Below are 21,887 nucleotides of genomic sequence, written 5' to 3'. Positions count from 1 at the left end.
TTAAGCCTTTACGGCGATTACAGAGATTTCCACATTCACATTTTTAGGTAAACCAAGTACGGCTACAGTTTCTCGAGCAGGAAAATCAGAGTGGAAATAGGAGCCATAAATCTCGTTTACATCTGAAAAATGATTCATATCGCTTAGGAATATCGAAGTTTTCACTATGTGCTCGAAAGAAAAACCTGCTGTTTTAAGAACTGCTTCAAGGTTATTCATTACCTGCTTAGCTTCCTCTTTTATTCCGCCAGAAATTAATTGGTTGGTAGCGGGGTCAATAGCTATTTGTCCTGAAATAAAGAGCATATTTCCAGCTTGAACAGCCTGACTATAAGGCCCGATTGGTGCCGGAGCTTTGTCCGTTTGGATAATAGATTTCATACAATTTATATTTTGAGGAAATAATTAACAGTTATACTAGTAATTATAAAACATACCACTCGATAAGCTTATAAACAATACCTGCCAAAAACATGATGATAGCAATTGTATTGATAATATGCATGACCTTCAAATTAAAATTTTGTGGTCTATTGGGATCTTTTTTTCTGAAAAAATACATGACGTCAAAATTATTAAATAAAAAAAGAGTCCCGAAAAATCGGGACTCTTTTTTACAATTTGCTTATATACAATATTGTTTATTGTTGTTTGAACTCAACACGACGATTTTGTGAACGTCCTGCTTCAGTAGCATTTGAAGCAACTGGACGGCTTTCACCAAAACCAGTTACAGCAATTCTATTAGCAGCAATTCCAGAGTTAACTAAGTAAGTTTTTACTGAATTAGCTCTGTCTGTTGATAATGACATGTTGTACTCATCAGTACCTTCAGCAGAAGCGTGACCGTCTAATTGAACAGTGCTTGAAGAGTTTGCTTTTAAGTCAGCAGATAATTTATCTAAAGTTGCATAAGCAGAAGTTCTTAAAACTGAAGAGTTAAATTCGAACTGGATTGCAATTGCAGAACCAGCAACGCCACTCATTTCAGGACATCCGTTTAATGCAGCAGTACCTTTAACAGTAGGACAAGCATCTTTTGAATCAGGCACACCGTCAGCATCCACATCTAGTGGGCAACCAGAACCATCAACTTTAACACCTGCTGGAGTATTAGGACATTTGTCTAATTTATCAGCAACACCATCACCATCAGAATCTTTTAATAAATCAGCAGCTTCTAATACGCTTACACGACCTTTTAAAGCTTCAACCTCATTACGTAATGTAGGATCTTTTAATTCATCATACATTAAAGCAACAGGGTTAACCCAGTCTAAGTTCGGCTTTGCAACAGAACCTAAAGAGAATTCTAAACCAGCTGAAGTATAAGAAAATTTATCTTTAGAAGTACCTTTTGCATAAGTTCCATCAACGTTATCACCATCAACATAGTTCATTACATAAGCTAAATCGAAGTTAACACGCTCAGAAACTTTGAACTTAACACCCGCACCAACAGGGATAAATTGCTCTTTTACGTATTTGTTAGTACCTGTTCCATCATACTCGCCAGCTTTATCTTTCCAGTTGAAAGGAGCTTTAGGAGCGTATCTTGAAGTACCATAACCAATCTTTGCAATGAAATTGATTGCATTTTCTCTCTGTAAGAAATCAATTGTTGCAACATTTACTACTGCTGACAATGAAGCTGCAACAGCTAAGTCAGTTTCGAATGAAGCATAACTTCCAGCAGTAAGAGGTGCAACAGTTGCATCATTTTCTCCTGATAATTTACCACGTACTCCAGCAAGCTCTAAACCAAAAGAATGGCCTAATTGCTTACGTAAAGTTAAACCATATCCTAAGTTGAAATTTGATTTATTGTAATCGTTGATACCACCAACAACTACATGTGGAGTTAAAATTCCGGCATTAATACCGAAGTTCCAAGTTCTGTACTGTCCTCTTCCACCAAATACCTTGGCAGTTGAGTTCGTAGCGGTTTGAGCATTGGAAACCTCTACGAGGGCCAATAGCGCTACTAATGAAAACACGAAGGTCTTCTTTAATGTAGAGTAATTCATAATTAATTTTTTAAAGGTTAACAAAATCATTAGTGTAATTTATACAAAAATAGTCATAAGTTTGACTTGTGCAAATAATCAAATACTATTCCAAAAATTTTATTACCGAATAAAAGGGCGCAAAGTGCAAGTTTTTTTGTTCAAGGATTAAAAATGTTACAATTATGAAATATTCTCAGATAGACAAGCAACTTTTTGAATTAAACCGTCAAAATTTCACAAAACGGCTTCCTAAGAGCTCAATAGCTATTTTTCAGTCGGGAGACGAGTTCCCAAGAAGCGGAGATCAACCTTTTACCTTCAAGCAAAACCCTGATTTATTCTACTTAAGTGGTATTGATCAGGAGCAAAGCATTTTAATTTTATTCCCTGATTGCCCAAATCCAATTTATCGCGAAGTATTATTTTTGAGACAAACTAATGAGCATATTGCAGTTTGGGAAGGACATAAACTTACAATTCAAGAGGCTAAAACGGTTTCAGGAATAGAAAATATCTTTTGGCTAAGTGATTTTTGGAGTATTTTACATTCAATTATTAATTATGCTGACAATATTTACCTCAATACCAACGAAAATGACAGATATGTACATGAGGTACCTTATCGTGATATCAGATTTATTGAAAAACTAAAAAACCTATATCCATTACATCGTTATGAGCGTTCAGCTTTAATTTTACGTGATTTAAGACCTATTAAATCCAATACTGAAATAGCATTAACGCAAAAAGCCTGCGATATTACTAATGATGCATTTAGGCGTGTGTTAAAATTTGTGAAACCTGGTGTGGCAGAATATGAAATTGAGGCTGAAATAATTCACGAATTTATTCGTCAAAGGGCAACAGGGCATGCTTATAACCCAATTATTGCATCTGGTAAGAATGCAAATATTTTACACTATAACGATAATAACCAAATTTGTAAAGATGGTGACGTAATTCTGTTTGATTTCGGTGCAGAATATGCCAACTACAACGCTGATTTAAGTCGCTCGGTACCCGTAAACGGCCGTTTCACTAAACGCCAAAAAGATGTTTATAATTCTGTACTTCACATAATGAATGAAGCCAAAAAAATGCTTTTAGCAGGTACTGTTTGGAACGATTACCATGTTGAAGTAGGTAAAATAGTTGAAAATGAATTGATTAAGCTCGGCTTACTCGATAAACATGATGTTGCTAAGCAAGACAGTAAAATGCCGCTTTATAAAAAATATTTTATGCATGGCACTTCCCATCATCTTGGATTAGATGTACATGATTTTGCTAGCAGATATAAATCATTTGAAGTAGGCAATATACTTACTTGTGAACCAGGCATTTATATTCAGAGTGAAGGTTTAGGTATCCGACTTGAGAATGATATTTTAATCACAAAAGATGGCAATATTGATTTAATGGCAAATATTCCTATTGAAGCAGAAGAAATCGAAGATATTATGAATTCTTAGTTTTGTTAATAACCTGATCTACAAAACGATACAAATTAAAAGCAGGGTCGGCTGAAGCGAGAATTATTTCTTCCTGAAGTTTGACCCTGTTAATATTTTTCATTTTCTCATGTTGAATCAGCTTCCAAGCTTTTTCGGCCAAGAGGTAATTCCGACGTGAATTATCTTTAAAACTCTGATTTTCTAAGGCCGCCATTAAATCATCAATACCTGTCAATTTGTCGGCAATAGTGTTAATTACAGGTATGAACTCCGTTTTCTGATGGACTAACTTCTTCAAATTATTAGCAAATGTTTCAGCCCCATCGCGATCTGATTTATTAACTACAAAAATATCTGCAATCTCCATTAAACCTGATTTCATGCTCTGAATTTCATCGCCAGCCTCTGGAACAAGCACCACTACACTAATGTCTGCAAGTCCGGCAATTTCTACCTCTGATTGCCCAACCCCAACCGTTTCAACTAAGATATAATCGAAACCCTCCGACTTAAGCACATCACACATTTCTATGGTTTTACCAGATAATCCTCCAAGCGACCCCCTTGTAGCTAAAGAACGGATATAAACATTTGGTTTATTAAACTGTTCGGCCATTCGAACCCGATCGCCAAGTAAAGAGCCTAAATTAAATGGTGAGGTAGGATCAATGGCTAGTACGGCAATAGTTTTACCCTGAGCACTTAAATAATTAATCATGGCATTTACCAGGGTGCTTTTACCTGCTCCTGGCGGACCAGTGATCCCGATAACTGGGGTATTTAAACTTTTAAGGCCTTTCAAAAGGTCATCTGAGCCTAACAAATCGTTTTCAACTATTGTTAAATTTCTAGCTATCTTTTTAAAGTCTTTAACTATAATAGAGTGATCCTGATTATTTGGCTCCATGGCACAAAGTAATTATTTTTAATTCATTATGCAATTGATGCAAATTATACAACAGAAGCTTTTTTATTAACTTCGCCTCATATTTTTATTTTTATGAAAGTTACTGGTTTCTCATTTATCCGAAATGCTGTCAAAAACGACTATCCTATTGTGCAGGCCATACTTTCAGTCTTACCAATATGCGATGAATTTGTAATTGCCATAGGTGATTGTACCGACGGTACCTTAGAATTAATCGAATCTATTGATTCACCAAAGATAAAAATCATACACACAATCTGGGATGAAAGCGTTCGTGAAGGCGGAAAAACATTTGCACAAGAGACCGATAAGGCTTATGCAGCTATTTCAAAAGACACCGATTGGGCTTTTTATATACAAGGAGATGAATGCGTACATGAAGATTACCTCCCCGAGATAAAGAAAGCGATGATTGACCATTTGAACAATAAAAATGTAGAAGGTTTATTATTCAAATACATGCACTTTTATGGTTCTTACGATTTTGTAGCTTCATCCAGACGTTGGTATAGAAATGAAGTTAGGGTATTAAAATTTGACCCCCAGGTACACTCTTATCGAGATGCACAGGGCTTTAGAAAAAATAATCGTAAATTAAAGGTTAAAGCTCTTGATGCTTATATTTATCATTATGGTTGGGTTCAAGCACCTACAGGATTAGATAATAAAGTTCGCAACTTCAATAAGTTTTACCATGAAGATAGTTGGATACAAGAAAATCTTCCTGTAAATCAAGAGTTTGAATATGGCAATGCCGATCGTTTAATCAAATTTGCGGGTAGCCATCCTATTGTTATGCAAAAGAGAATTGAACATAGCAATTGGACTTTTCAAGTAGATCCCACACTATTAAAAAAGAAAATGAGCTTAAGGCGACGCATTTTACAAAAAATAGAAGATCTATTTGGATGGAGAATAGGAGAATACAAAAACTATAAAATTGTTTAATGACAGCAATCCCGAGTGTTAGGAAAAGCATATCTGTAGTCATACCAAACTATAATGGGGAACACCTACTAGAGCGAAACCTTCCATCGGTTATGGGGGCCTTAGAAAATGCAAAAGTAAATTATGAAATTATCGTAGTAGATGATTGCTCAAAGGACAAGTCCGTTTTATTTTTACAGAAAAACTATCCAGAAATACGTTTAATAATTAATGCCCAAAATAAGGGCTTTTCTGCATCCTGTAATAAAGGAATTAATCAAGCAGAAAAAGAATTGATTTTGCTTCTTAATACTGATATCGAATTAAATGCAGATTTTTTTGAAACTCAGTTTAAATATTTTGAACTAGCAGACACTTTTGGTGTAATGAGCAAAATTATTGGAGCTAAAAATGGAGAGGTTCAAGATACCGCGCGATATTTAAACTACTCAGGATTTAAAATCAAAAGCAATAATTTTTTTTATGTTAAAGATGAGAATTTCCTTACTCCTACAGCATATTTATCAGGTGCAAACGCATTAGTAGACGCTAAAAAAATTAAACAAATAGGCGGTTTTGACGAAATTTTTTCACCTTTTTATTGTGAAGATTTTGAATTAGGACTAAGAGCTTGGAGGCTCGGTTGGAAATGTTATTATGACCCAAAATCCTTTTGCATACATGATCATTCATCTACCACAAAAAACTATCGAACACGAAATTGGGTAAAAGCCATCTTTTTTAGAAACAGAATGTTTGTTCATGCCATTCACTTAAGCAAAATCAAATTATTTTTTTGGCTAATTCAAATTACCTTTTTTGATTTACTATTTATGTGGCTTGGCCTAAAATTCTACTTCTATAAAAGCTTTACCATGTTTTTAAGTAGCTTGAAAAATATTAATAATTCAAGAAATAAAATGAATGAATTAATTAGCGAGCAGCAATATGTGATTAGCATTGAGGAAGTTATTACTAAAATGAATAAAATGCTGGCTGGACAAACAATCATCAAGGGTCGAAATTAGATATCTTTCAAAATGATTAACTTTGCTTCATAACACAATTTATGAAGACCTTTTTTCGACTTTTCTCATTTGCAGCACCAATTCAAAGATTTGCAATTCCATTTTTTTTGTTGTCGGTTTTAGGAATCGTATTCGGCTTAATTAATTTCACATTATTAATACCTGTTTTTGAACTTCTGTTCAATCAAACAGGTGAAAAAAGCATACAAAATCTCAATGTTTTACCTTCATTTGATTTTAGCCTAAGCTATTTTAAAAACTTATTCTATTACTATTTTAAAGAAGTAATCAATAGCTCGGGCAAGGTTGGAGCCCTAAAAATGGTGAGTATATCCATTATAGTTTCTATTTCTCTAAGCAACCTATTTAAATATTTATCTGCGAGGGTAATTGAGAATTTCAGATTAATGATTGTTACTCGAATCCGCAGTAGCATATTCAAAAAGCTAACAACTATTGATATTCAATTTTTTAGTAGCCAGCGGAAGGGTGATTTGATCTCAAGATTTATTGCCGACGTAATAACGATTCAAGACTCAATCATAAGATCCGTACAGGTTATTTTGCGCGAGCCGATTGCTATTATTTTAAATTTCGCGGTTCTATTTTCAATTTCATCTGAATTAACTCTTTTTGCATTAATACTAATTCCAGTTTCTGGATTGCTTATTTCCATTATTATTAAACAATTAAAAAAGCATGCAGCAGCGGCTCAAGAGTCGGCAGGCGTATTAGTTTCAAGCATTGATGAAGGCTTAAACGGAGTAAAAATTATTAAATCCTTTAATGCCGAAAAATATATGCAGGAGAAGTTCAACGCTATTAATATGTGGACAAGTAAGATACATAGAAGATTAGCAAGACGGGTATTATTGGCCTCTCCAGTTTCAGAAATCTTGGGTGTAAGTACGGTTGCGGCAATTCTGTTTTATGGTGGAACCCTAATCCTAGAAGAGGGATCTGACTTACGAGGAGCTGAATTTATAGGGTATATCATCATATTTTCGCAAATCATTAACCCTGCGAAAGCAATTTCAGAAGCTTTTGGGAATATTTCTCAAGGTATTTCGGCAGGAGAAAGAGTATTTCAGCTGTTAGATGCGCCAGAAAATATAATCGATAAGCCAGATGCCGTTTCAAAAAATAACTTTAATAAGGATATTGAATTAAAAAATGTTTGTTTCGCTTATGGCGAAAAAGAAGTGCTAAACCAAATTAACATCAAGATTACAAAAGGCAGTACAGTAGCATTGGTTGGTCCTTCGGGCGGTGGAAAAACTACCCTTATGGATTTACTACCAAGGTTTATGGATCCTAGCTCAGGTGAGATAGCCATTGATGGGACTGATATTAAAGATATTAAAATGCATGATGTGAGAGCATTGATGGGAATTGTAAACCAAGAGCCTATACTTTTTAATGACAGCATCTTTAATAATATTGCTTTTGGAAGACCTTTTACAAATGATGAAGTAATTGAGGCTGCAAAAATTGCAAATGCCCATGAATTCATCATTGAAACATCCGAGGGCTATCAAACGAATATTGGTGATCGAGGAATGAAACTTTCGGGCGGGCAGAAACAAAGAATTAGCATTGCGAGAGCCGTATTAGCTAACCCACCCATTCTGCTTTTGGATGAAGCTACATCAGCCTTGGATACTGAATCAGAAAAATTAGTCCAAAGTGCCCTAAAAAAATTAATGGAAAATCGTACTTCTATAGTTATTGCGCACCGTTTGAGTACCATTCAAGAAGCTGATCAAATTATTGTGTTAGAAAGTGGCAGGATTGAAGAAAAAGGAAGCCATAATGACCTAATAAAAATGAATGGACTTTATAAAAAATTGATTTCAATGCAAACGTTTAATGATTGATGAGCTTTAATTTCATAAAAAACATAAAAAAGGAAGAAGAATTCCAATTTAAGTTCTCCATTTGTACTCTGGTTTCTAAGCCCGATGAGTATCAGGAAATGATAAATTCATTTTTGACTGCTGGCTTTGATCCTGAATTTTGCGAATACTTATGCATCGATAATAGCAAAACAAATGCATTTGGAGCATTTTCTGGCTTGAATAGATTTCTACGTGAAGCGAAAGGGAAATATATTATTTTATGTCACCAAGACATTTTATTACATGATCATCGAATTAATGATTTGGAATTAAGAATAAGGGAAATGGATGATATAGACCCTAATTGGGCAATTTTGGCTAATGCAGGGGGCATCAATTTAAAGCATCTCGCGATGCATCTAACCCAAAATTCCGGAAATATACTATTTGAAAAACATTTACCACTTAAAGCTCATAGTGTAGATGAGAATTTTATATTGGTAAAAAATGAAGCGAACCTATCTTTATCGAATGATCTTGAGGGCTTCCATTTGTACGGTACCGATATATGCCTGATTGCTGAAACTCTGGGCTTTAATACTTATATCATTGATTTTAATCTTACCCATAAAAGTGATGGGAATGTTGATCACAGTTTTTACAAATTAAGAACTGAATTGATGAAAAAATACCGCCGGGCATTTAGAGGACGATTTATGTCAACAACTATTACAAGGATGTATCTTTCTGGAAATAGTTTAGGCTTTTATTTACTTAACTCAGGACTTATCATGTTCTTAGTGAGACAATATTATAAGCTCTTTAGACCAAAAAAAGGATATCAACCTAAAAATTAGCTTGCTTTGGACTGCTAAAGTTTATCTGTAGATTAAACTTTATAACAGAAAACATTCAGTGCCATATTGAATGACTCACAAATAAGATGCTGATCAATAAAAGGATGTTTCCTAACTTCTGATTCTTTTACATAATAATAGAAACCCAAACTTTCAACCAAGGCAAGAAGCTCATGCAGGGTTTGCTTTGAATTTACATTATTATGGTATTCGAAAAATATATGATCGGCATTTTGTAGACTTTTACCACAATATTTCAAAACTGTATCTTCAGCTCCTTCAATATCTATCTTAAGAAAATCAACATCTTCTGTGAGGAAATCCAAAAGAGACACTGCCTCAACAATTTTAGGTTCCTGATGGGCATATTCATTACCTACACGCCCTCCCATTCCGCCATCGGTATAGAACTTTAGGTTTTCTGTTTTGGTCCAAACAGCCTTCTGATGCAAAGTGACATTTTTTAATCCAAAGGTTTTAACATTCTCCTCCAGAATTGAAAATATTTCGGCATCTGGCTCAAATGCAATAATCTGATGATCAGGATAGTTAAGTGCGAAATACAGTACACTCAAGCCCATGTTTGCACCACAATCAAGAATAGTTTTAGAAGTTCCTGAAGGTTTAAATCGATAAATTTCGGTTTCAAAAATTTCGCGATATGAATCTACAAAACTTGGTCCGTGGTGAAATTTAAAAGGCTTTTCAAATACATGTGCATAGCCCGCAGTAAGGTGCTTATAATCAGCAATACGCCCTAATTCGAGATTAATATCATTCGCATTTAAGATTGAACTTATGCGTCTTTTAAGTCTTCTGAATTCTTTCCTTAAGCCCACAATTGATACAATATGGTTGTTCAATATTCACCGAAACAAAAAAGCGATCAAAAGATCGCTTTTTTGTTTTTATTGGTGAAATTATAATTTTCTCTTCACTTCAACTTGTTCGTATGATTCAACGATATCACCTACCTCAATATTATTGAAGTTTTGAATATTTAAACCACACTCATAACCAGTAGCAACTTCCTTCACGTCATCTTTGAAACGCTTCAATGAAGCTAATTCGCCGGTATAAACAACAACACCATCACGAATGATACGTACTTTGCTATTTCTAGTGATCTTTCCATCCAATACCATACATCCAGCGATGGTACCCACTTTGGTGATTTTGAACACTTCACGTATTTCAACGTTTGAAGTAATTTTCTCTTCAAATTCAGGGTCAAGCATGCCTTCCATAGCTGCTTTAACCTCATTGATAGCATCGTAAATAATAGAATAAAGACGAATATCAATCTGCTCAGCTTCAGCCAATTTACGGGCACTTGCCGAAGGACGAACTTGGAAACCGATGATGATTGCATCAGAAGCTGAGGCAAGCAATACATCAGACTCAGAAATTTGTCCCACAGATTTATGTATAATATTAACCTGAATCTGCTCGGTAGAAAGCTTTAATAATGAATCGGATAATGCTTCAATTGAACCATCCACATCACCTTTAACAATCACATTTAACTCCTTAAAGTTTCCGATTGCTAAACGACGACCAATTTCATCAAGAGTAATATGTTTCTGCGTACGCAATCCTTGCTCACGTTGTAATTGTAATCTCTTATTTGCTACCTGACGTGCTTCAACTTCACTTTCCATCACGTTGAATTTATCACCTGATGTTGGTGCGCCTTGCATACCAAGTACTTGAACAGGAGTAGATGGACCGGCATGATCAACCTTAACACCACGTTCATTGTGTAAAGCTTTTACTTTTCCACTATAACCACCAGCTAGTATGGCATCACCAACTCTTAAAGTTCCTGCTTGGATTAGTACAGTGGTTACAATACCACGGCCTTTATCTAGAGCAGCTTCAATAACAGTACCTACAGCACGTTTTTTAGGATTTGCAGTAAGTTCTAACATATCAGCTTCAAGACATACTTTTTCAAGTAATAACTCGACGCCCATACCAGTTTTACCAGAAATCTCCTGACTTTGATACTTTCCTCCCCAATCTTCAACCAAAATATTCATGGCCGACAATTGTTCACGGATTTTATCGGCATTAGCGCCAGGTTTATCAACCTTACTAAAAGCAAATACTATTGGCACATTTGCTGCCTGTGCGTGATTGATAGCTTCACGCGTTTGAGGCATCACGCTATCGTCTGCGGCAATAACAATAATTGCAATATCGGTAACTTTAGCACCCCTAGCACGCATCGCCGTAAAGGCTTCGTGACCTGGAGTATCTAAGAATGTTATTTTACGTTCATTTTCAAGGGTAACTTCATAAGCACCAATGTGTTGTGTAATTCCACCTGCCTCACCAGCAATTACGTTGGTTTTACGTACAAAGTCGAGAAGGGAAGTCTTACCATGATCCACGTGACCCATTACAGTAACAATTGGAGCTCTTGGTAACAAATCTTCCGGCTTATCTTCTTCTTCCAATAAACCACTTTCCTCATCTTCAGGTTTTACGAATTCAACCTCATATCCAAACTCATCGGCTACAATGGTAAGGGTTTCTGCATCCAATCGTTGATTGATGGATACGAACATTCCCAAACTCATACAAGTAGAGATAATCTGAGTTACAGGAACATCGAGCATAAGCGCCAATTCGTTGGCAGTTACAAACTCAGTAACCTTAATAGTTTTTGCCTGTGCCTCAAGCTCCATTGCCGCATCTTCTGCGGTTTGAGCTACATCATCACGCTTCTGACGGCGTAATTTAGCACGTTGAGCAAACTTTCCAGATTTTCCGGCACCACTTAAACGAGCAAGTGTTGCTTTAATCTGATCTTGAATTTCTTTATCTGTAGGCTCTGCCTTTGGTGCATCAGGGGTACGCGACTTATTTCTGAAATCTGGTCGTGAACCTCCTCCACCAGGTGCTGGTCTACCACCACCTCTAAAATCAGGGCGGTTGCCTTGATATCCTGGGCTAGCTGCTGGACGTGGTGCTGATCCTGGTTGACCCGGATTAGCTTGACCTGGCTGCCCTGGGGCATTACGCTTACGTTTACGCTTATTGTCGGCACCTGCAGCAGAAGATGAAGCTACTGGTTGACCACGACGTGGTGCTGAAACCGGCAATTCAATACGGCCGATAACATTTGGTCCGCTAAGGCGATCTGCTTTAGCGCGTATAACTGTCGCATTGGGATTACCCTCTTGCGTATTTGGTTTATTTTCTTGTTTTTCTTGAACAGGAGGAACTGATGGGGCAGACACAACTGGACTTGCCACAACTGGTTCAACCTTTTCAGGAGCTTTTGGAGCCTCGGTAGACTCTGCTTTTGGAGCAGCTTCAACCTTAGCAGGCGGGGCAATATCAGCTTCTTTAGGCTTCTCAACAACAGGTTCTGCCTTAACAGTTGCTGCAGCAATAGGCTCAGGCTTTGGCATAGGAACTTCTGCGGGTTTAGCAGGCTCGGGACTTTTCTTATCTGGACGAGTTTTTGAGTTAAGCTGATTTAAATCAATCTTACCAATAACCTTTACACCAGGCAAAGCTCCTTCTTCCGGCTTTGGCGCAACTGGAGCAACCTCCTTCGGCTTTTCAACCGCAGGCGGAGTGAAAGAATTTACATTTTTGATCAGGATTTCTTCCTGTTCAAACTCTTTGGAAGGCTGTAAATCAGTCTTCTCAGTAGAAAGAGGCGCATCATCACGACGGATCTTGCCAATTACAATTTGTTTGGCTTCCTCTTTTACAATCTTATCACCTTGATACTCCTTAAGAAGTACATCGTACATCTCATCGGTGAGTTTAGTATTGGGACGGGCCTCAACCTTGAAACCTTTTTTCCCTAAAAACTCAACCGCTGTAGATAAACCAATGTTTAGCTCCTTCGCAGTTTTAAGTAAATTTGTGCTTTTACCTTCTGACATTTATTATTTAACCTCGCTATTTTGTACAAAAGTACAATTTTTATATGTTATATGTTTTAGAATCGGGTATTTTCTCAATACCCGCTCTTTTTTCAAATATCCCGAACAAATAACTTATTCGAATTCTGACTTCAGAATCTCGATTACATCCTTCACTGTTGTTTCTTCAAGATCTGTACGTTTTACCAATTCATCTGCATTTAAAGCAAGAATTGATTTCGCAGTATCTAGTCCAACACGCTTAAATTCATCGATAATCCATCCTTCAATTTCATCTGAGAATTCCTCGATATCTACATCCTCATCATCTTCATGAGCCTCACGGTACACATCAATTTCATATCCAGTCAACTTTCCTGCCAATTTAATGTTATGTCCACCACGACCAATGGCTAATGACACTTGATCAGGCTTTAAATAAACTGCAGCTCTCTTTTCTTCTTCGTCTAATTTGATGCTTGTAATTTTTGCAGGGCTTAAAGCTCTTTGAATATACAAGGAAATATTATTAGTAAAGTTTATTACGTCAATATTTTCATTCTTTAGTTCACGTACAATACCATGAATACGAGATCCTTTCATTCCAACACAAGCTCCTACCGGATCAATTCTATCATCATAAGACTCAACAGCAACTTTTGCTCTCTCTCCTGGCTCACGAACAATTTTCTTAATGGTAATTAATCCATCAAAAATTTCAGGAACTTCTAGTTCAAATAAACGTTGTAAGAATTCAGGAGCAGTACGAGAAATAATAATTTTGGGATTACCATTTATCATATCAACCTTATCAATCACGGCACGAACAGAATCTCCCTTTTTGAAATAATCTGCTGGAATTTGCTCGGTCTTAGGTAATAAAAGCTCATTGCCTTCATCATCAAGAACCAAGGTTTCTTTTTTCCAAACTTGGTAAACCTCACCAGTTACTATTTCTCCAACACGATCCTTATATTTTTTGAATATCTCATCCTTCTCTAGTTCAAGAATTTTTGAAACTAGGGTTTGACGTGCCGCAAGAATAGCTCTACGACCGAAACTCTCCAATGTAATTTGCTCAATAAAATCGTCACCAATCTCCAAATCAGGATCAATAAGCTTAACCTCAGCCAATTCGATTTCTAAATCATCATCCTCAGAAAATCCATCTTCCATTACGGTACGTGTACGCCAAATCTCCAAATCCCCATTATCCGGGTTAACAATCACATCACAATTCTCGTCGGTACCATACCTTTTACGCAACATGCTGCGGAAAACCTCTTCTAACACACTAATAACCGTAGGACGGTCAATATTCTTAAAGTCTTTAAACTCCTGGAATGAATCGATTAAATTAATATTGCTCATTTTTCTATTCAATTTGCCCCTTTGTGTGGGACGTTATTTAAAACTTACTAAAACTATCGCTTCTGATATATCTTCAAAAGGTATTAAAGTTTCTATTAATACTGCCTTTTTACCCTTTTCCTTTACGCTTTCTTGGATGCTAACTGAAGATTCCTCAACCTGAATCAGTTTGCCTTCCTTTGCATTACCACTCTTTAACTTAATTTTTAAAGAACGGTTTATGTTTTTCTGGAACTGACGAAATGATTTAAGCGGTGTGTCTATTCCTGGAGAAGAAACTTCAAGCCTATATGCTTGCTCAATTGTATTTTCCTCTTCAAGATGAAAACCAACATGCCTGCTAATTGCAACACAATCACTAATTGCAACACCATTGTCGCCATCTACTAAAATAGACAAAATTCCGCTACCATGCATCTGCACATCCACCAAAAATAAATCTGGACGATCTGCAATTTTCTCTTCAACTAATTCTGTAACTCTCTTCTCTACATTCATAAATTACCCTTTTTAAATCCTTTTTGAAAAAGGAAGGTAAAAAAAGAGCCCCGACAATGGCGGAGCTCCTCTTAGATTGATGCAAATATAGAAAAAATATTTTGCATTGCAAATAGCTGATTTCAATACATTTATATTATTTGAGGGGACTAAATTTAAATTCAATAAAGTCGCTAATTGGATTTATAGTTCGCCGAGATATGATATCTTCTGGCTTTCTTAGAAGTGTTTTGGTATAACACCTAGCAAAATAAAAATTATCTGAACTCCAAGCTAATTTAGGCTTGAAGGTGATGGAGCTATCGGTAATAGTGTAGGTACCTTCTAATGCCGACTGATAATCTCTCATTTCCAGATCGCTGGTATCTTTATAAACTGCAAAAAAATTAGTCCATAAACTATTATCAAGCGAATCTTCCCTAAATTCATCTAGCACATAGGATGGAATATTAGACAATATCAATTCTGTACTATCCGCCGAAAGGCTTATTTTTATGTCACTTCCTTCTTCGATAGTCGATTTTCCTTGGCTACAAGAATAAATTAAAAAAATTAGGGAAATGTTAAACCATTTGCTAAATTTCATTGTTAATTACATTTAAATATAAATATGAGACTAATTATTGAAATATTGTTAATGGGAGCTGCTGTAGCAATTGCAGCCTATTTGCTTCCGGGAGTTAGCGTTGCCGGGTTTTGGAGTGCCGTTATTGCAGGAGTTCTAATTGCACTAGCAAATGCTACCATCGGAACAATATTGAGAATTTTTACCTTCCCAATTAATTTTTTAACACTCGGATTAGTATCATTCATCATAACTGTATTAATGGTATTATTAGTGGATCAACTGATGGACGATTTTAATACTCAAGGCTTTTTTTCAGCACTACTTTTTGCTATTGTTCTTGCCTTAGTTCAAATGGTGTTTTCTGCTTTTCGTTCCGATAAATCTTCCTAGGTAAATTTTATTTAGCTGCTGCAGCGCTTGTTGCTTTTTTAACTGCAATTGATTTGTCCATAGCCGTCATGAAAAATATTTCGCGATTGTCCATCGTTCGATAATATTTGCCCAATATTTCAACTGCTAGGGCCCTAACTTGCGAAACATCATCTTGCAGGGCCAATTCCTTAATTTTTTCGTATATTATAGTTCTTTCCTCAGTTGCAAGATGCTGAATCAGCTCTAAAGCATTCAAGCGAATAAACCAATGTTTATCATTAATGGCTTTAATTAAAGTGCTTTTGGCTATTTCATCATGCCTGTTTTTCGAGAGCACATTTACAGCTTCTAATCTATCCATAAATAATGGTGCATTATGGTATTGAAACACGTATTCTTGAGTAGTTTTATCTTCAATTTTCTCCGCGAGAAGGTATTTTTCCGCATCCACATTTACCAAATCAGGATTGCCTGAGACAGAAAAAACAAATTTTTGGCTTTGTTTTTCGAGGAGAATTTCTTTACGTTCCACCTTGCCATTTAAATAAATATCAAGCGCCATGGGGATACGATATAAAGGTGTATTTGAAAGATCTTGGCTCTGTTCGATACTTACAGTAACTTCTTTATTATCAGAATCATAAGCGCTTTTAATATTTAGAATGGGATGTCCTGAAGCAAGAAACCATTGATTAAAAAACCAATTGAGGTCGGTTCCGCTAATCTCCTCAAAAATCAAACGTAAATCGTGTATTTCAGCGCTTTTGAAGGCAAATCGTGTTAAATAAATGTTCAATGCTTTAAAAAAGGCTTCATCGCCTACAGTTTTTCTCAGCATATGTAAAATGCGACCACCCTTTTCATAGCTAACTTCATCAAACATATGTTCGCGGTCTGCGTAATCAAAACGAATAACATCCACACGTTTTTTATTCCCACTTTTTAAATAGGAATTAAGATCATTTAATCCATTAAAGTCTGCTTGATCACGACCATGTTTATATTCATCCCATAAATATTCGCCATAAGTTGCAAACGACTCATTAAGGGGGAGGTTAGACCATGATTCAGCAGTTACAAGATCTCCAAACCAATGGTGAAAAAGTTCATGCGCGATAATACCATCTTGGTTTTGATCGATATGCTGCCCTTCAGTCATGTTTAAACCTTCATAAAATACAGATGCACTCGTATTTTCCATCGCGCCACTCACAAAATCTCTCACAACTATTTGAGAATATTTATCCCATGGATAATCAACACCCAATCGATTGGAGAAGAATTCCATCATTTCGGGGGTATTGCCAAAAACAATTTTGGCAGTAGGGGCAAATTCAGGTTCAGTATAATAATTTACTTCCTTATCACGCCATTGGTCTTTTGTAATCACAAAATCACCCACCGCAAGCATGGTTAAATAAGTAGAATGAGCTTGCTCTTGTCGCCAGCTATCCGTACGTGTTCCATCTCCATTTAAGCTAGAAAATTCAAGACTACCATTAGAAAGACTTATAAATCTATCAGGAACCGTGATATTCAGCTCTTGAGTCATTTTTTCTTGCGGATCATTAATTGTAGGGAACCAAGTAGAATTACATTCCGTTTCTCCCTGTGTCCAAATTTGTTGCGGCTTATTTTTATCTCTACCTGTATTATTGATGAAGTATATTCCCCGATCACCTGCAGAGCCAATATCTTTACCAATTTTCAATTTATTAGGCATAGCCACATAGTCGATGAAAACTGAATAAACTTGGTTTTTATGATAGGTTTTATCGAGGTTTACTCGAAGTTTTTTCCCATCATAAAAATATTTAAGTGGCTTTTTATCCTCATTTTGTATTAATGATACCTGCTTAATTTGAAAACCATTGGCATCCAAAACCAATTGATCGGTATCATAAAAATAAGGTTTTGCCGAAATCGTGGCTTTGCCATACACATAGGCACTATCCCAATCAAAGCTAAGATCGAGCTTTGTATTAATAATATCAGTGGTTCTAGTGTAGCTTCCGCGATAAATATTTGATCCGGGCATATTTTCAATGACAGTAATAGGATCAAGATTCACCATTTGAGGTGTAGCACATGATAAAACAAAAAATACTGCCCCAAGGGAGCAGTATCTTAATAATTTGAGGGATATCATTATTTTTCTGCTAAGAGATCATCAATTGTTTTCTCAAACTCCTTTACAAATTCTGTATAATGAGTCCCAGTTCCCGGTCCGCTGAAACCAGTATGAATTTTCCTGATTTTGCCAGATTTATCAATAATCATAAGGGTTGGAAAGGCAACAAATTTCTCAAGCATGGGTAAGCTTTTAGAAACTTCCTCCTTATCATTTGTATAGCCTGTTATCAAAAAATCATAAGGCACAGAAAAGCGGTCGCGTAAACGTGCGACATTTTTCTTTGAGCGTTCAAAATCTTTGGATCGCTCATAGGCTAAACCAACAATTTCTACCCCTTTTGATTGATATTTTTTATAGAAGCTTGAAAGATAGGCTGTTTCGTCCATGCAGTTAGGGCACCAAGAACCAAAAAATTGGACTAAAACAATCTTATTTTTAAATTTCTCATCAGAGAGTGAGACCTTTTTGCCATCGAGGTTTGGAAATGAAAAATTAATCTTATCGTAACCAGACTTTAAATTTGTTAATGAATAGGCATCGGGAAGAGTTGCACGATCATCTTTTTTGCCCGTCCATGTTTCAATTGACGAGTAACCCGAATAAAATTTACCATCAACTATCGTGCTGTCGTTCAATAATTTACCTGTAAAAAGATAGGCATGACTTCCATCAAAGCAGGATAAATATAGATTGCCGTCTGAAACGGTTCCTTCTAAAAAGCGATAATCACCAGTTGCCGTTAAAAAAGTACCCAAAACACGTCCGTTTTCTTGAGAAAATTCGCCAACCGAGGCATAGCTATCTTTATTATTTAAGGTATTAAATGTTACAGACCAGCGACCAGAAACATTGGACTTAGATTCCGGGTTAACTTTAAAAAATCGCCAATCATCATTTGATTTTGCATGAAACTGTAAAACCTCGTCGCTATCTGCATAGTGTTTAATCCATCTTCCACTTAGCGTCTTATTTTTTAGAACTGCTCTTATTTCTGAATCAAATAAAGGCATTTGGATAATGAGAGAATCGGCCATTGCGGAGATTTGATTGACTCTAAAACGCTCCTTTCCATTAATAATATCAAGGAATTTTTGATCTGCTGAGTCGATCACCTCAAAGTTGAAAGGAATTTCCGCACCAGAGCTAGTCTTGAGCGTTGCACGCCAAATTCCTTCATCAAATCCAGCATCTGGAGTATTGGAACAAGAGGAAAACAAGCTCAATAGAGCAAAGAACAAGGTTATATTTAAAACATATTTCATATTTAAATTTAAGATATTATTTCAAAATCTCACGTGCAATTACGATACGTTGAATTTCGGAAGTCCCCTCATAAATTTGAGTGATTTTAGCATCACGCATAAGGCGCTCCACATGAAATTCTTTAACAAAGCCATAACCACCATGAATTTGAACGGCTTCCACAGTAGTTTTCATGGCTACTTCAGAAGCAAAAAGTTTAGCCATTGAACTTGCTTGAGCATATGGTAGTCCCTGATCTTTTAACCAAGCAGCCTTCAAACAAAGCATACGAGCCGCTTCAATTTCTGTAGCCATATCAGCAAGCTTAAATTGAGTAGCTTGATGTTGAGAAATTGGTTTTCCAAAGGTTTTACGTTCTTTCGAATAAGCCAATGCTAATTCATAAGCACCTGAAGCGATACCAAGTGCTTGAGCAGCGATGCCAATGCGACCTCCATCAAGAGTTTTCATAGCAAAAGTGAAGCCAAAACCTTCATCACCAATTCTATTTTCTTTCGGGACTTTTACATCGCTAAACATTAATGAATGTGTATCAGAGCCACGAATACCAAGTTTATTTTCTTTCGGGCCTATGGTAAAGCCTTCCATGCCTTTCTCTACAATTAGAGCATTGATACCCTTATGCCTCAATGCAGAATTTGTTTGAGCAATTACAAGGTAAGTAGAAGCATTGCCACCATTAGTAATCCAATTTTTAGTTCCATTTAATAGGTAATGATCGCCCATATCTACAGCAGTAGTATGCTGTGAGGTAGCATCGGAGCCTGCTTCGGGCTCAGAAAGACAAAATGCTCCGATTTTTTCACCGGCAGCAAGTGGCTTTAAATATTTTTCCTTTTGTTCTTCGGTACCATACTTTTCAAGACCGTAACATACCAAGGAATTGTTTACTGAAACAACAACCGAGGCCGATGCATCAATCTTAGATAGTTCCTCCATCGCTAGCACATAAGAAATAGTATCCATTCCTGCGCCATTATATTTAGGGTCAACCATCATACCAAGAAAGCCCAACTCTCCTAGTTTTTTAATCTGTTCATGAGGAAATATTTGATGTTCATCTCTCTCAATCACGCCAGCTTTTAACTCATTATTAGCAAAATCTCTAGCAGCCTGTTGTATCATCAGGTGCTCTTCGGACAGTTCAAAATACATAATTTGGTGAAATTAGTTAGTTGATCAAAAATAGCATTTTGGACTCAAAAAATATTTCTCTGCCCCAATTAATGCTTAATTATGACAATAAGATTGTGCAATTCTGGAAATTAACTAGTTGCGCTATATTTCAGGGTGTAGATTTAATCTTTTTTTCGATGGCTGAAGTTGAATAACCCGCCAGATATTCGATTGTTTTAACATCGCCACCATATTGTAAAACAAGATCTGATCCAACAATCTGATCAATGGTATAATCTGCACCCTTGACTAAAATATCGGGCTTAATCCATTCAATTAGTTGGATGGGAGTTGGATCATCAAAAATAATAACTGCATCAACAAAAGAAAAAGAAGCAAGCATGATGGAGCGAGAATATTGATCAATAATAGGTCGAGAAGGACCTTTTAATGCAGCTGTTGAAGCATCAGAATTAAGTCCGATGATTAATTTATCAGCCATATCTGCCGCTTTTGAAAGGTAGTCGATATGCCCGAGGTGCAATAAATCAAAACAACCGTTTGTAAAGACAATTTTCTTTTCTAGGAGCCTCCAAATATTAAGATTTGCTCTAAGCTCGTTGGCTTGAAAGATTTTCCCTTTAATTATCTCTAGTTTAGTCATTATTGATCTTTTCAGTATACGGTTTAAAACAAAATTAAGCTTTATGGATGATCATTTATATCAATATTAGCCTATTTCTCAATAATCATATTATCAATAATACGAATAGAGCCCACTTTAGCAGCTACAAGAGCAATTATACTGCCAGCACGTTTGGAGCTAGCGGGTTGAAATGATTTGGCATTAAAGATTTCAAAATATTCCATTTCAATTCCTGGTGCAGATTTTAAAAATGAAGTTATTTCAGTTTTTAACTGACTGATGCTTTTGGTTTTGTACAGATCGCGAAATTTAGATAAGGCATGAAATAAAGCCAATGAGTTTTGACGGTCTTGGGGAGATAGATAAATATTTCTGGAGCTCATTGCCAAGCCATCCTTCTCTCTGATAATAGCACAGAGCACCAATTTTACTTTTATTCGCAGTTTTTTAACCATGTAAGAAATAACCATGTACTGCTGGTAATCTTTTTGTCCGAAGAAGGCAAAATCAGGCTTTATGATATCAAATAACTTTTTAACTATTTGCGTAACCCCCTGGTAATGACCAGGTCTAATTTTTCCTTCTAAAATATTATCCAAATTATCGAGTTCAATAGACCATTTCTCAGTGCTATTGTACATCTCATCTACTTCGGGAATAAATAGGATATCGCAAAAAGCTTGTTCCAATTTTTTGATATCATCTTCTACTGGGCGTGGATAATTTTCTAAATCCTTCTTATCATTAAACTGGGTAGGATTCACAAAAATACTGCAAACAATGATATCAGCTTTTTGTCTGGCTTGTTCAATCAAAGATAGATGTCCGGCATGCAAGGCACCCATGGTTGGCACAAAACCAATTGTTTTAGCTTGGGATCTCAATTCATCCAAATAAGTGTGAAGGGCTTGCTTGCGGTTAAAAATTTTCAAAATATATTTAATTTAATTGCCCTCAAAAATGGTTAAATACTTAAACAGAACCAAAAGGA

At 36.1% G+C, this 21,887-nt stretch carries 20 protein-coding genes; 6 read left to right on the top strand and 14 right to left on the bottom strand.

All coding sequences use genetic code 11. The annotated features are described in order from the left end of the window. The 3 genes from QZ136_RS12290 to QZ136_RS12285 all read right to left on the bottom strand — a co-directional run bounded on the left by QZ136_RS12290 (position 1) and on the right by QZ136_RS12285 (position 2,027). Positions 1-381 carry a RidA family protein gene (locus tag QZ136_RS12290; RefSeq protein WP_291403957.1) on the bottom strand — a complete coding sequence of 127 codons (381 nt, stop codon included), beginning with the start codon at positions 379-381 and terminating at the stop codon, positions 1-3. A gap of 43 nt (positions 382-424) precedes the next feature. Further along, the gene (locus QZ136_RS13485; RefSeq protein WP_363245344.1) at positions 425-562 is read right to left on the bottom strand and encodes a DUF6728 family protein; all 138 of its coding nucleotides are present in this window, start codon (positions 560-562) and stop codon (positions 425-427) included. Positions 563-641: 79 nt separating this feature from the next. Further along, a complete protein-coding gene (locus QZ136_RS12285; RefSeq protein WP_291403956.1) occupies positions 642-2,027 on the bottom strand; it encodes an OmpA family protein in 1,386 nt (461 codons plus the stop codon). Between the two features lie 164 nt (positions 2,028-2,191). Between QZ136_RS12285 and QZ136_RS12280 the strand changes: the two genes are divergently transcribed. Further along, positions 2,192-3,481: an aminopeptidase P family protein gene (locus tag QZ136_RS12280; protein ID WP_291403955.1), complete on the top strand. Its 1,290-nt coding sequence runs from the start codon at positions 2,192-2,194 to the stop codon at positions 3,479-3,481. On the opposite strand, the gene meaB is transcribed toward QZ136_RS12280, so the two are convergent. Beyond that, positions 3,468-4,370 carry a methylmalonyl Co-A mutase-associated GTPase MeaB gene (gene meaB / locus QZ136_RS12275; protein ID WP_291403954.1) on the bottom strand — a complete coding sequence of 301 codons (903 nt, stop codon included), beginning with the start codon at positions 4,368-4,370 and terminating at the stop codon, positions 3,468-3,470. The genes QZ136_RS12280 and meaB overlap by 14 nt on opposite strands. Before the next feature lie 93 nt (positions 4,371-4,463). Here meaB and QZ136_RS12270 point away from each other — a divergent pair, with 93 nt between their 5' ends. From QZ136_RS12270 to QZ136_RS12255, 4 genes are read left to right on the top strand one after another with little or no spacing between them, the layout of a single operon-like run. Next, entirely contained in the window at positions 4,464-5,339 is an 876-nt protein-coding gene (locus QZ136_RS12270; protein WP_291403953.1) for a glycosyltransferase family 2 protein, read from the top strand. Further along, on the top strand, positions 5,339-6,346 hold the full coding sequence (locus QZ136_RS12265; protein WP_291403952.1) for a glycosyltransferase family 2 protein: 1,008 nt from the start codon (positions 5,339-5,341) through the stop codon (positions 6,344-6,346). The genes QZ136_RS12270 and QZ136_RS12265 overlap by 1 nt, the downstream gene beginning before the upstream one ends. Before the next feature lie 41 nt (positions 6,347-6,387). Beyond that, the gene (locus QZ136_RS12260) at positions 6,388-8,223 is read left to right on the top strand and encodes an ABC transporter ATP-binding protein (protein WP_291403951.1); all 1,836 of its coding nucleotides are present in this window, start codon (positions 6,388-6,390) and stop codon (positions 8,221-8,223) included. Next, the gene (locus tag QZ136_RS12255) at positions 8,223-9,041 is read left to right on the top strand and encodes a hypothetical protein (RefSeq protein WP_291403950.1); all 819 of its coding nucleotides are present in this window, start codon (positions 8,223-8,225) and stop codon (positions 9,039-9,041) included. Before QZ136_RS12260 ends, QZ136_RS12255 begins: the two co-directional genes overlap by 1 nt. A gap of 32 nt (positions 9,042-9,073) precedes the next feature. On the opposite strand, the gene QZ136_RS12250 is transcribed toward QZ136_RS12255, so the two are convergent. The 5 genes from QZ136_RS12250 to QZ136_RS12230 form a co-directional block, all read right to left on the bottom strand. Then, complete coding sequence (locus tag QZ136_RS12250; protein ID WP_291403949.1) at positions 9,074-9,904, bottom strand: FkbM family methyltransferase; 831 nt, start codon at positions 9,902-9,904, stop codon at positions 9,074-9,076. 57 nt (positions 9,905-9,961) lie between these two features. Next, complete coding sequence (gene infB, locus QZ136_RS12245; RefSeq protein ID WP_291403947.1) at positions 9,962-12,949, bottom strand: translation initiation factor IF-2; 2,988 nt, start codon at positions 12,947-12,949, stop codon at positions 9,962-9,964. A 114-nt stretch (positions 12,950-13,063) separates the two neighbouring features. Further along, on the bottom strand, positions 13,064-14,299 hold the full coding sequence (gene nusA, locus QZ136_RS12240) for a transcription termination factor NusA (protein ID WP_291403944.1): 1,236 nt from the start codon (positions 14,297-14,299) through the stop codon (positions 13,064-13,066). 33 nt (positions 14,300-14,332) lie between these two features. Next, entirely contained in the window at positions 14,333-14,797 is a 465-nt protein-coding gene (gene rimP / locus QZ136_RS12235; protein WP_291403942.1) for a ribosome assembly cofactor RimP, read from the bottom strand. A 136-nt stretch (positions 14,798-14,933) separates the two neighbouring features. Then, on the bottom strand, positions 14,934-15,383 hold the full coding sequence (locus QZ136_RS12230) for a hypothetical protein (protein ID WP_291403940.1): 450 nt from the start codon (positions 15,381-15,383) through the stop codon (positions 14,934-14,936). A 24-nt stretch (positions 15,384-15,407) separates the two neighbouring features. On the opposite strand from QZ136_RS12230, the gene QZ136_RS12225 reads away from it, so the two are divergent. Continuing rightward, positions 15,408-15,755 (top strand): phage holin family protein, encoded by a 348-nt coding sequence (locus QZ136_RS12225; protein WP_291403938.1) that lies wholly within the window; start codon positions 15,408-15,410, stop codon positions 15,753-15,755. Between the two features lie 7 nt (positions 15,756-15,762). On the opposite strand, the gene QZ136_RS12220 is transcribed toward QZ136_RS12225, so the two are convergent. The 5 genes from QZ136_RS12220 to panC all read right to left on the bottom strand — a co-directional run bounded on the left by QZ136_RS12220 (position 15,763) and on the right by panC (position 21,828). Further along, a complete protein-coding gene (locus QZ136_RS12220; protein ID WP_291403935.1) occupies positions 15,763-17,886 on the bottom strand; it encodes a M1 family aminopeptidase in 2,124 nt (707 codons plus the stop codon). Continuing rightward, complete coding sequence (locus QZ136_RS12215) at positions 17,886-19,133, bottom strand: TlpA disulfide reductase family protein (RefSeq protein ID WP_291403933.1); 1,248 nt, start codon at positions 19,131-19,133, stop codon at positions 17,886-17,888. Before QZ136_RS12215 ends, QZ136_RS12220 begins: the two co-directional genes overlap by 1 nt. 16 nt (positions 19,134-19,149) lie before the next feature. Then, positions 19,150-20,289, bottom strand: a complete 1,140-nt coding sequence (locus tag QZ136_RS12210; protein ID WP_291403931.1) for an acyl-CoA dehydrogenase — start codon at positions 20,287-20,289, stop codon at positions 19,150-19,152. 130 nt (positions 20,290-20,419) lie between these two features. Further along, positions 20,420-20,914 carry a D-glycero-beta-D-manno-heptose 1-phosphate adenylyltransferase gene (rfaE2, locus tag QZ136_RS12205; protein WP_291403929.1) on the bottom strand — a complete coding sequence of 165 codons (495 nt, stop codon included), beginning with the start codon at positions 20,912-20,914 and terminating at the stop codon, positions 20,420-20,422. Positions 20,915-20,985: 71 nt separating this feature from the next. Continuing rightward, entirely contained in the window at positions 20,986-21,828 is an 843-nt protein-coding gene (gene panC, locus QZ136_RS12200) for a pantoate--beta-alanine ligase (RefSeq protein WP_291403927.1), read from the bottom strand. Between the last annotated feature and the right edge of the window lie 59 nt (positions 21,829-21,887).

It is taken from the genome of Daejeonella sp., from assembly GCF_017495225.1.
In the GTDB taxonomy this organism is placed as follows: Bacteria; Bacteroidota; Bacteroidia; order Sphingobacteriales; family Sphingobacteriaceae; genus Daejeonella.
The sequence above is the reverse complement of the archived record's forward strand: the minus strand, read 5'-3'. Positions and strand labels throughout refer to the sequence as shown.

Coding starts and splice junctions, on each gene's coding strand:
- QZ136_RS12290 (WP_291403957.1), bottom strand. CDS start 381: ATGAAATCTATTATCCAAACGGACAAAGCTCCGGCACCAATCGGGCCT.
- QZ136_RS13485 (WP_363245344.1), bottom strand. CDS start 562: ATGTATTTTTTCAGAAAAAAAGATCCCAATAGACCACAAAATTTTAAT.
- QZ136_RS12285 (WP_291403956.1), bottom strand. CDS start 2,027: ATGAATTACTCTACATTAAAGAAGACCTTCGTGTTTTCATTAGTAGCG.
- QZ136_RS12280 (WP_291403955.1), top strand. CDS start 2,192: ATGAAATATTCTCAGATAGACAAGCAACTTTTTGAATTAAACCGTCAA.
- meaB (WP_291403954.1), bottom strand. CDS start 4,370: ATGGAGCCAAATAATCAGGATCACTCTATTATAGTTAAAGACTTTAAA.
- QZ136_RS12270 (WP_291403953.1), top strand. CDS start 4,464: ATGAAAGTTACTGGTTTCTCATTTATCCGAAATGCTGTCAAAAACGAC.
- QZ136_RS12265 (WP_291403952.1), top strand. CDS start 5,339: ATGACAGCAATCCCGAGTGTTAGGAAAAGCATATCTGTAGTCATACCA.
- QZ136_RS12260 (WP_291403951.1), top strand. CDS start 6,388: ATGAAGACCTTTTTTCGACTTTTCTCATTTGCAGCACCAATTCAAAGA.
- QZ136_RS12255 (WP_291403950.1), top strand. CDS start 8,223: ATGAGCTTTAATTTCATAAAAAACATAAAAAAGGAAGAAGAATTCCAA.
- infB (WP_291403947.1), bottom strand. CDS start 12,949: ATGTCAGAAGGTAAAAGCACAAATTTACTTAAAACTGCGAAGGAGCTA.
- nusA (WP_291403944.1), bottom strand. CDS start 14,299: ATGAGCAATATTAATTTAATCGATTCATTCCAGGAGTTTAAAGACTTT.
- rimP (WP_291403942.1), bottom strand. CDS start 14,797: ATGAATGTAGAGAAGAGAGTTACAGAATTAGTTGAAGAGAAAATTGCA.
- QZ136_RS12230 (WP_291403940.1), bottom strand. CDS start 15,383: ATGAAATTTAGCAAATGGTTTAACATTTCCCTAATTTTTTTAATTTAT.
- QZ136_RS12225 (WP_291403938.1), top strand. CDS start 15,408: ATGAGACTAATTATTGAAATATTGTTAATGGGAGCTGCTGTAGCAATT.
- QZ136_RS12220 (WP_291403935.1), bottom strand. CDS start 17,886: ATGATATCCCTCAAATTATTAAGATACTGCTCCCTTGGGGCAGTATTT.
- QZ136_RS12215 (WP_291403933.1), bottom strand. CDS start 19,133: ATGAAATATGTTTTAAATATAACCTTGTTCTTTGCTCTATTGAGCTTG.
- QZ136_RS12210 (WP_291403931.1), bottom strand. CDS start 20,289: ATGTATTTTGAACTGTCCGAAGAGCACCTGATGATACAACAGGCTGCT.
- rfaE2 (WP_291403929.1), bottom strand. CDS start 20,914: ATGACTAAACTAGAGATAATTAAAGGGAAAATCTTTCAAGCCAACGAG.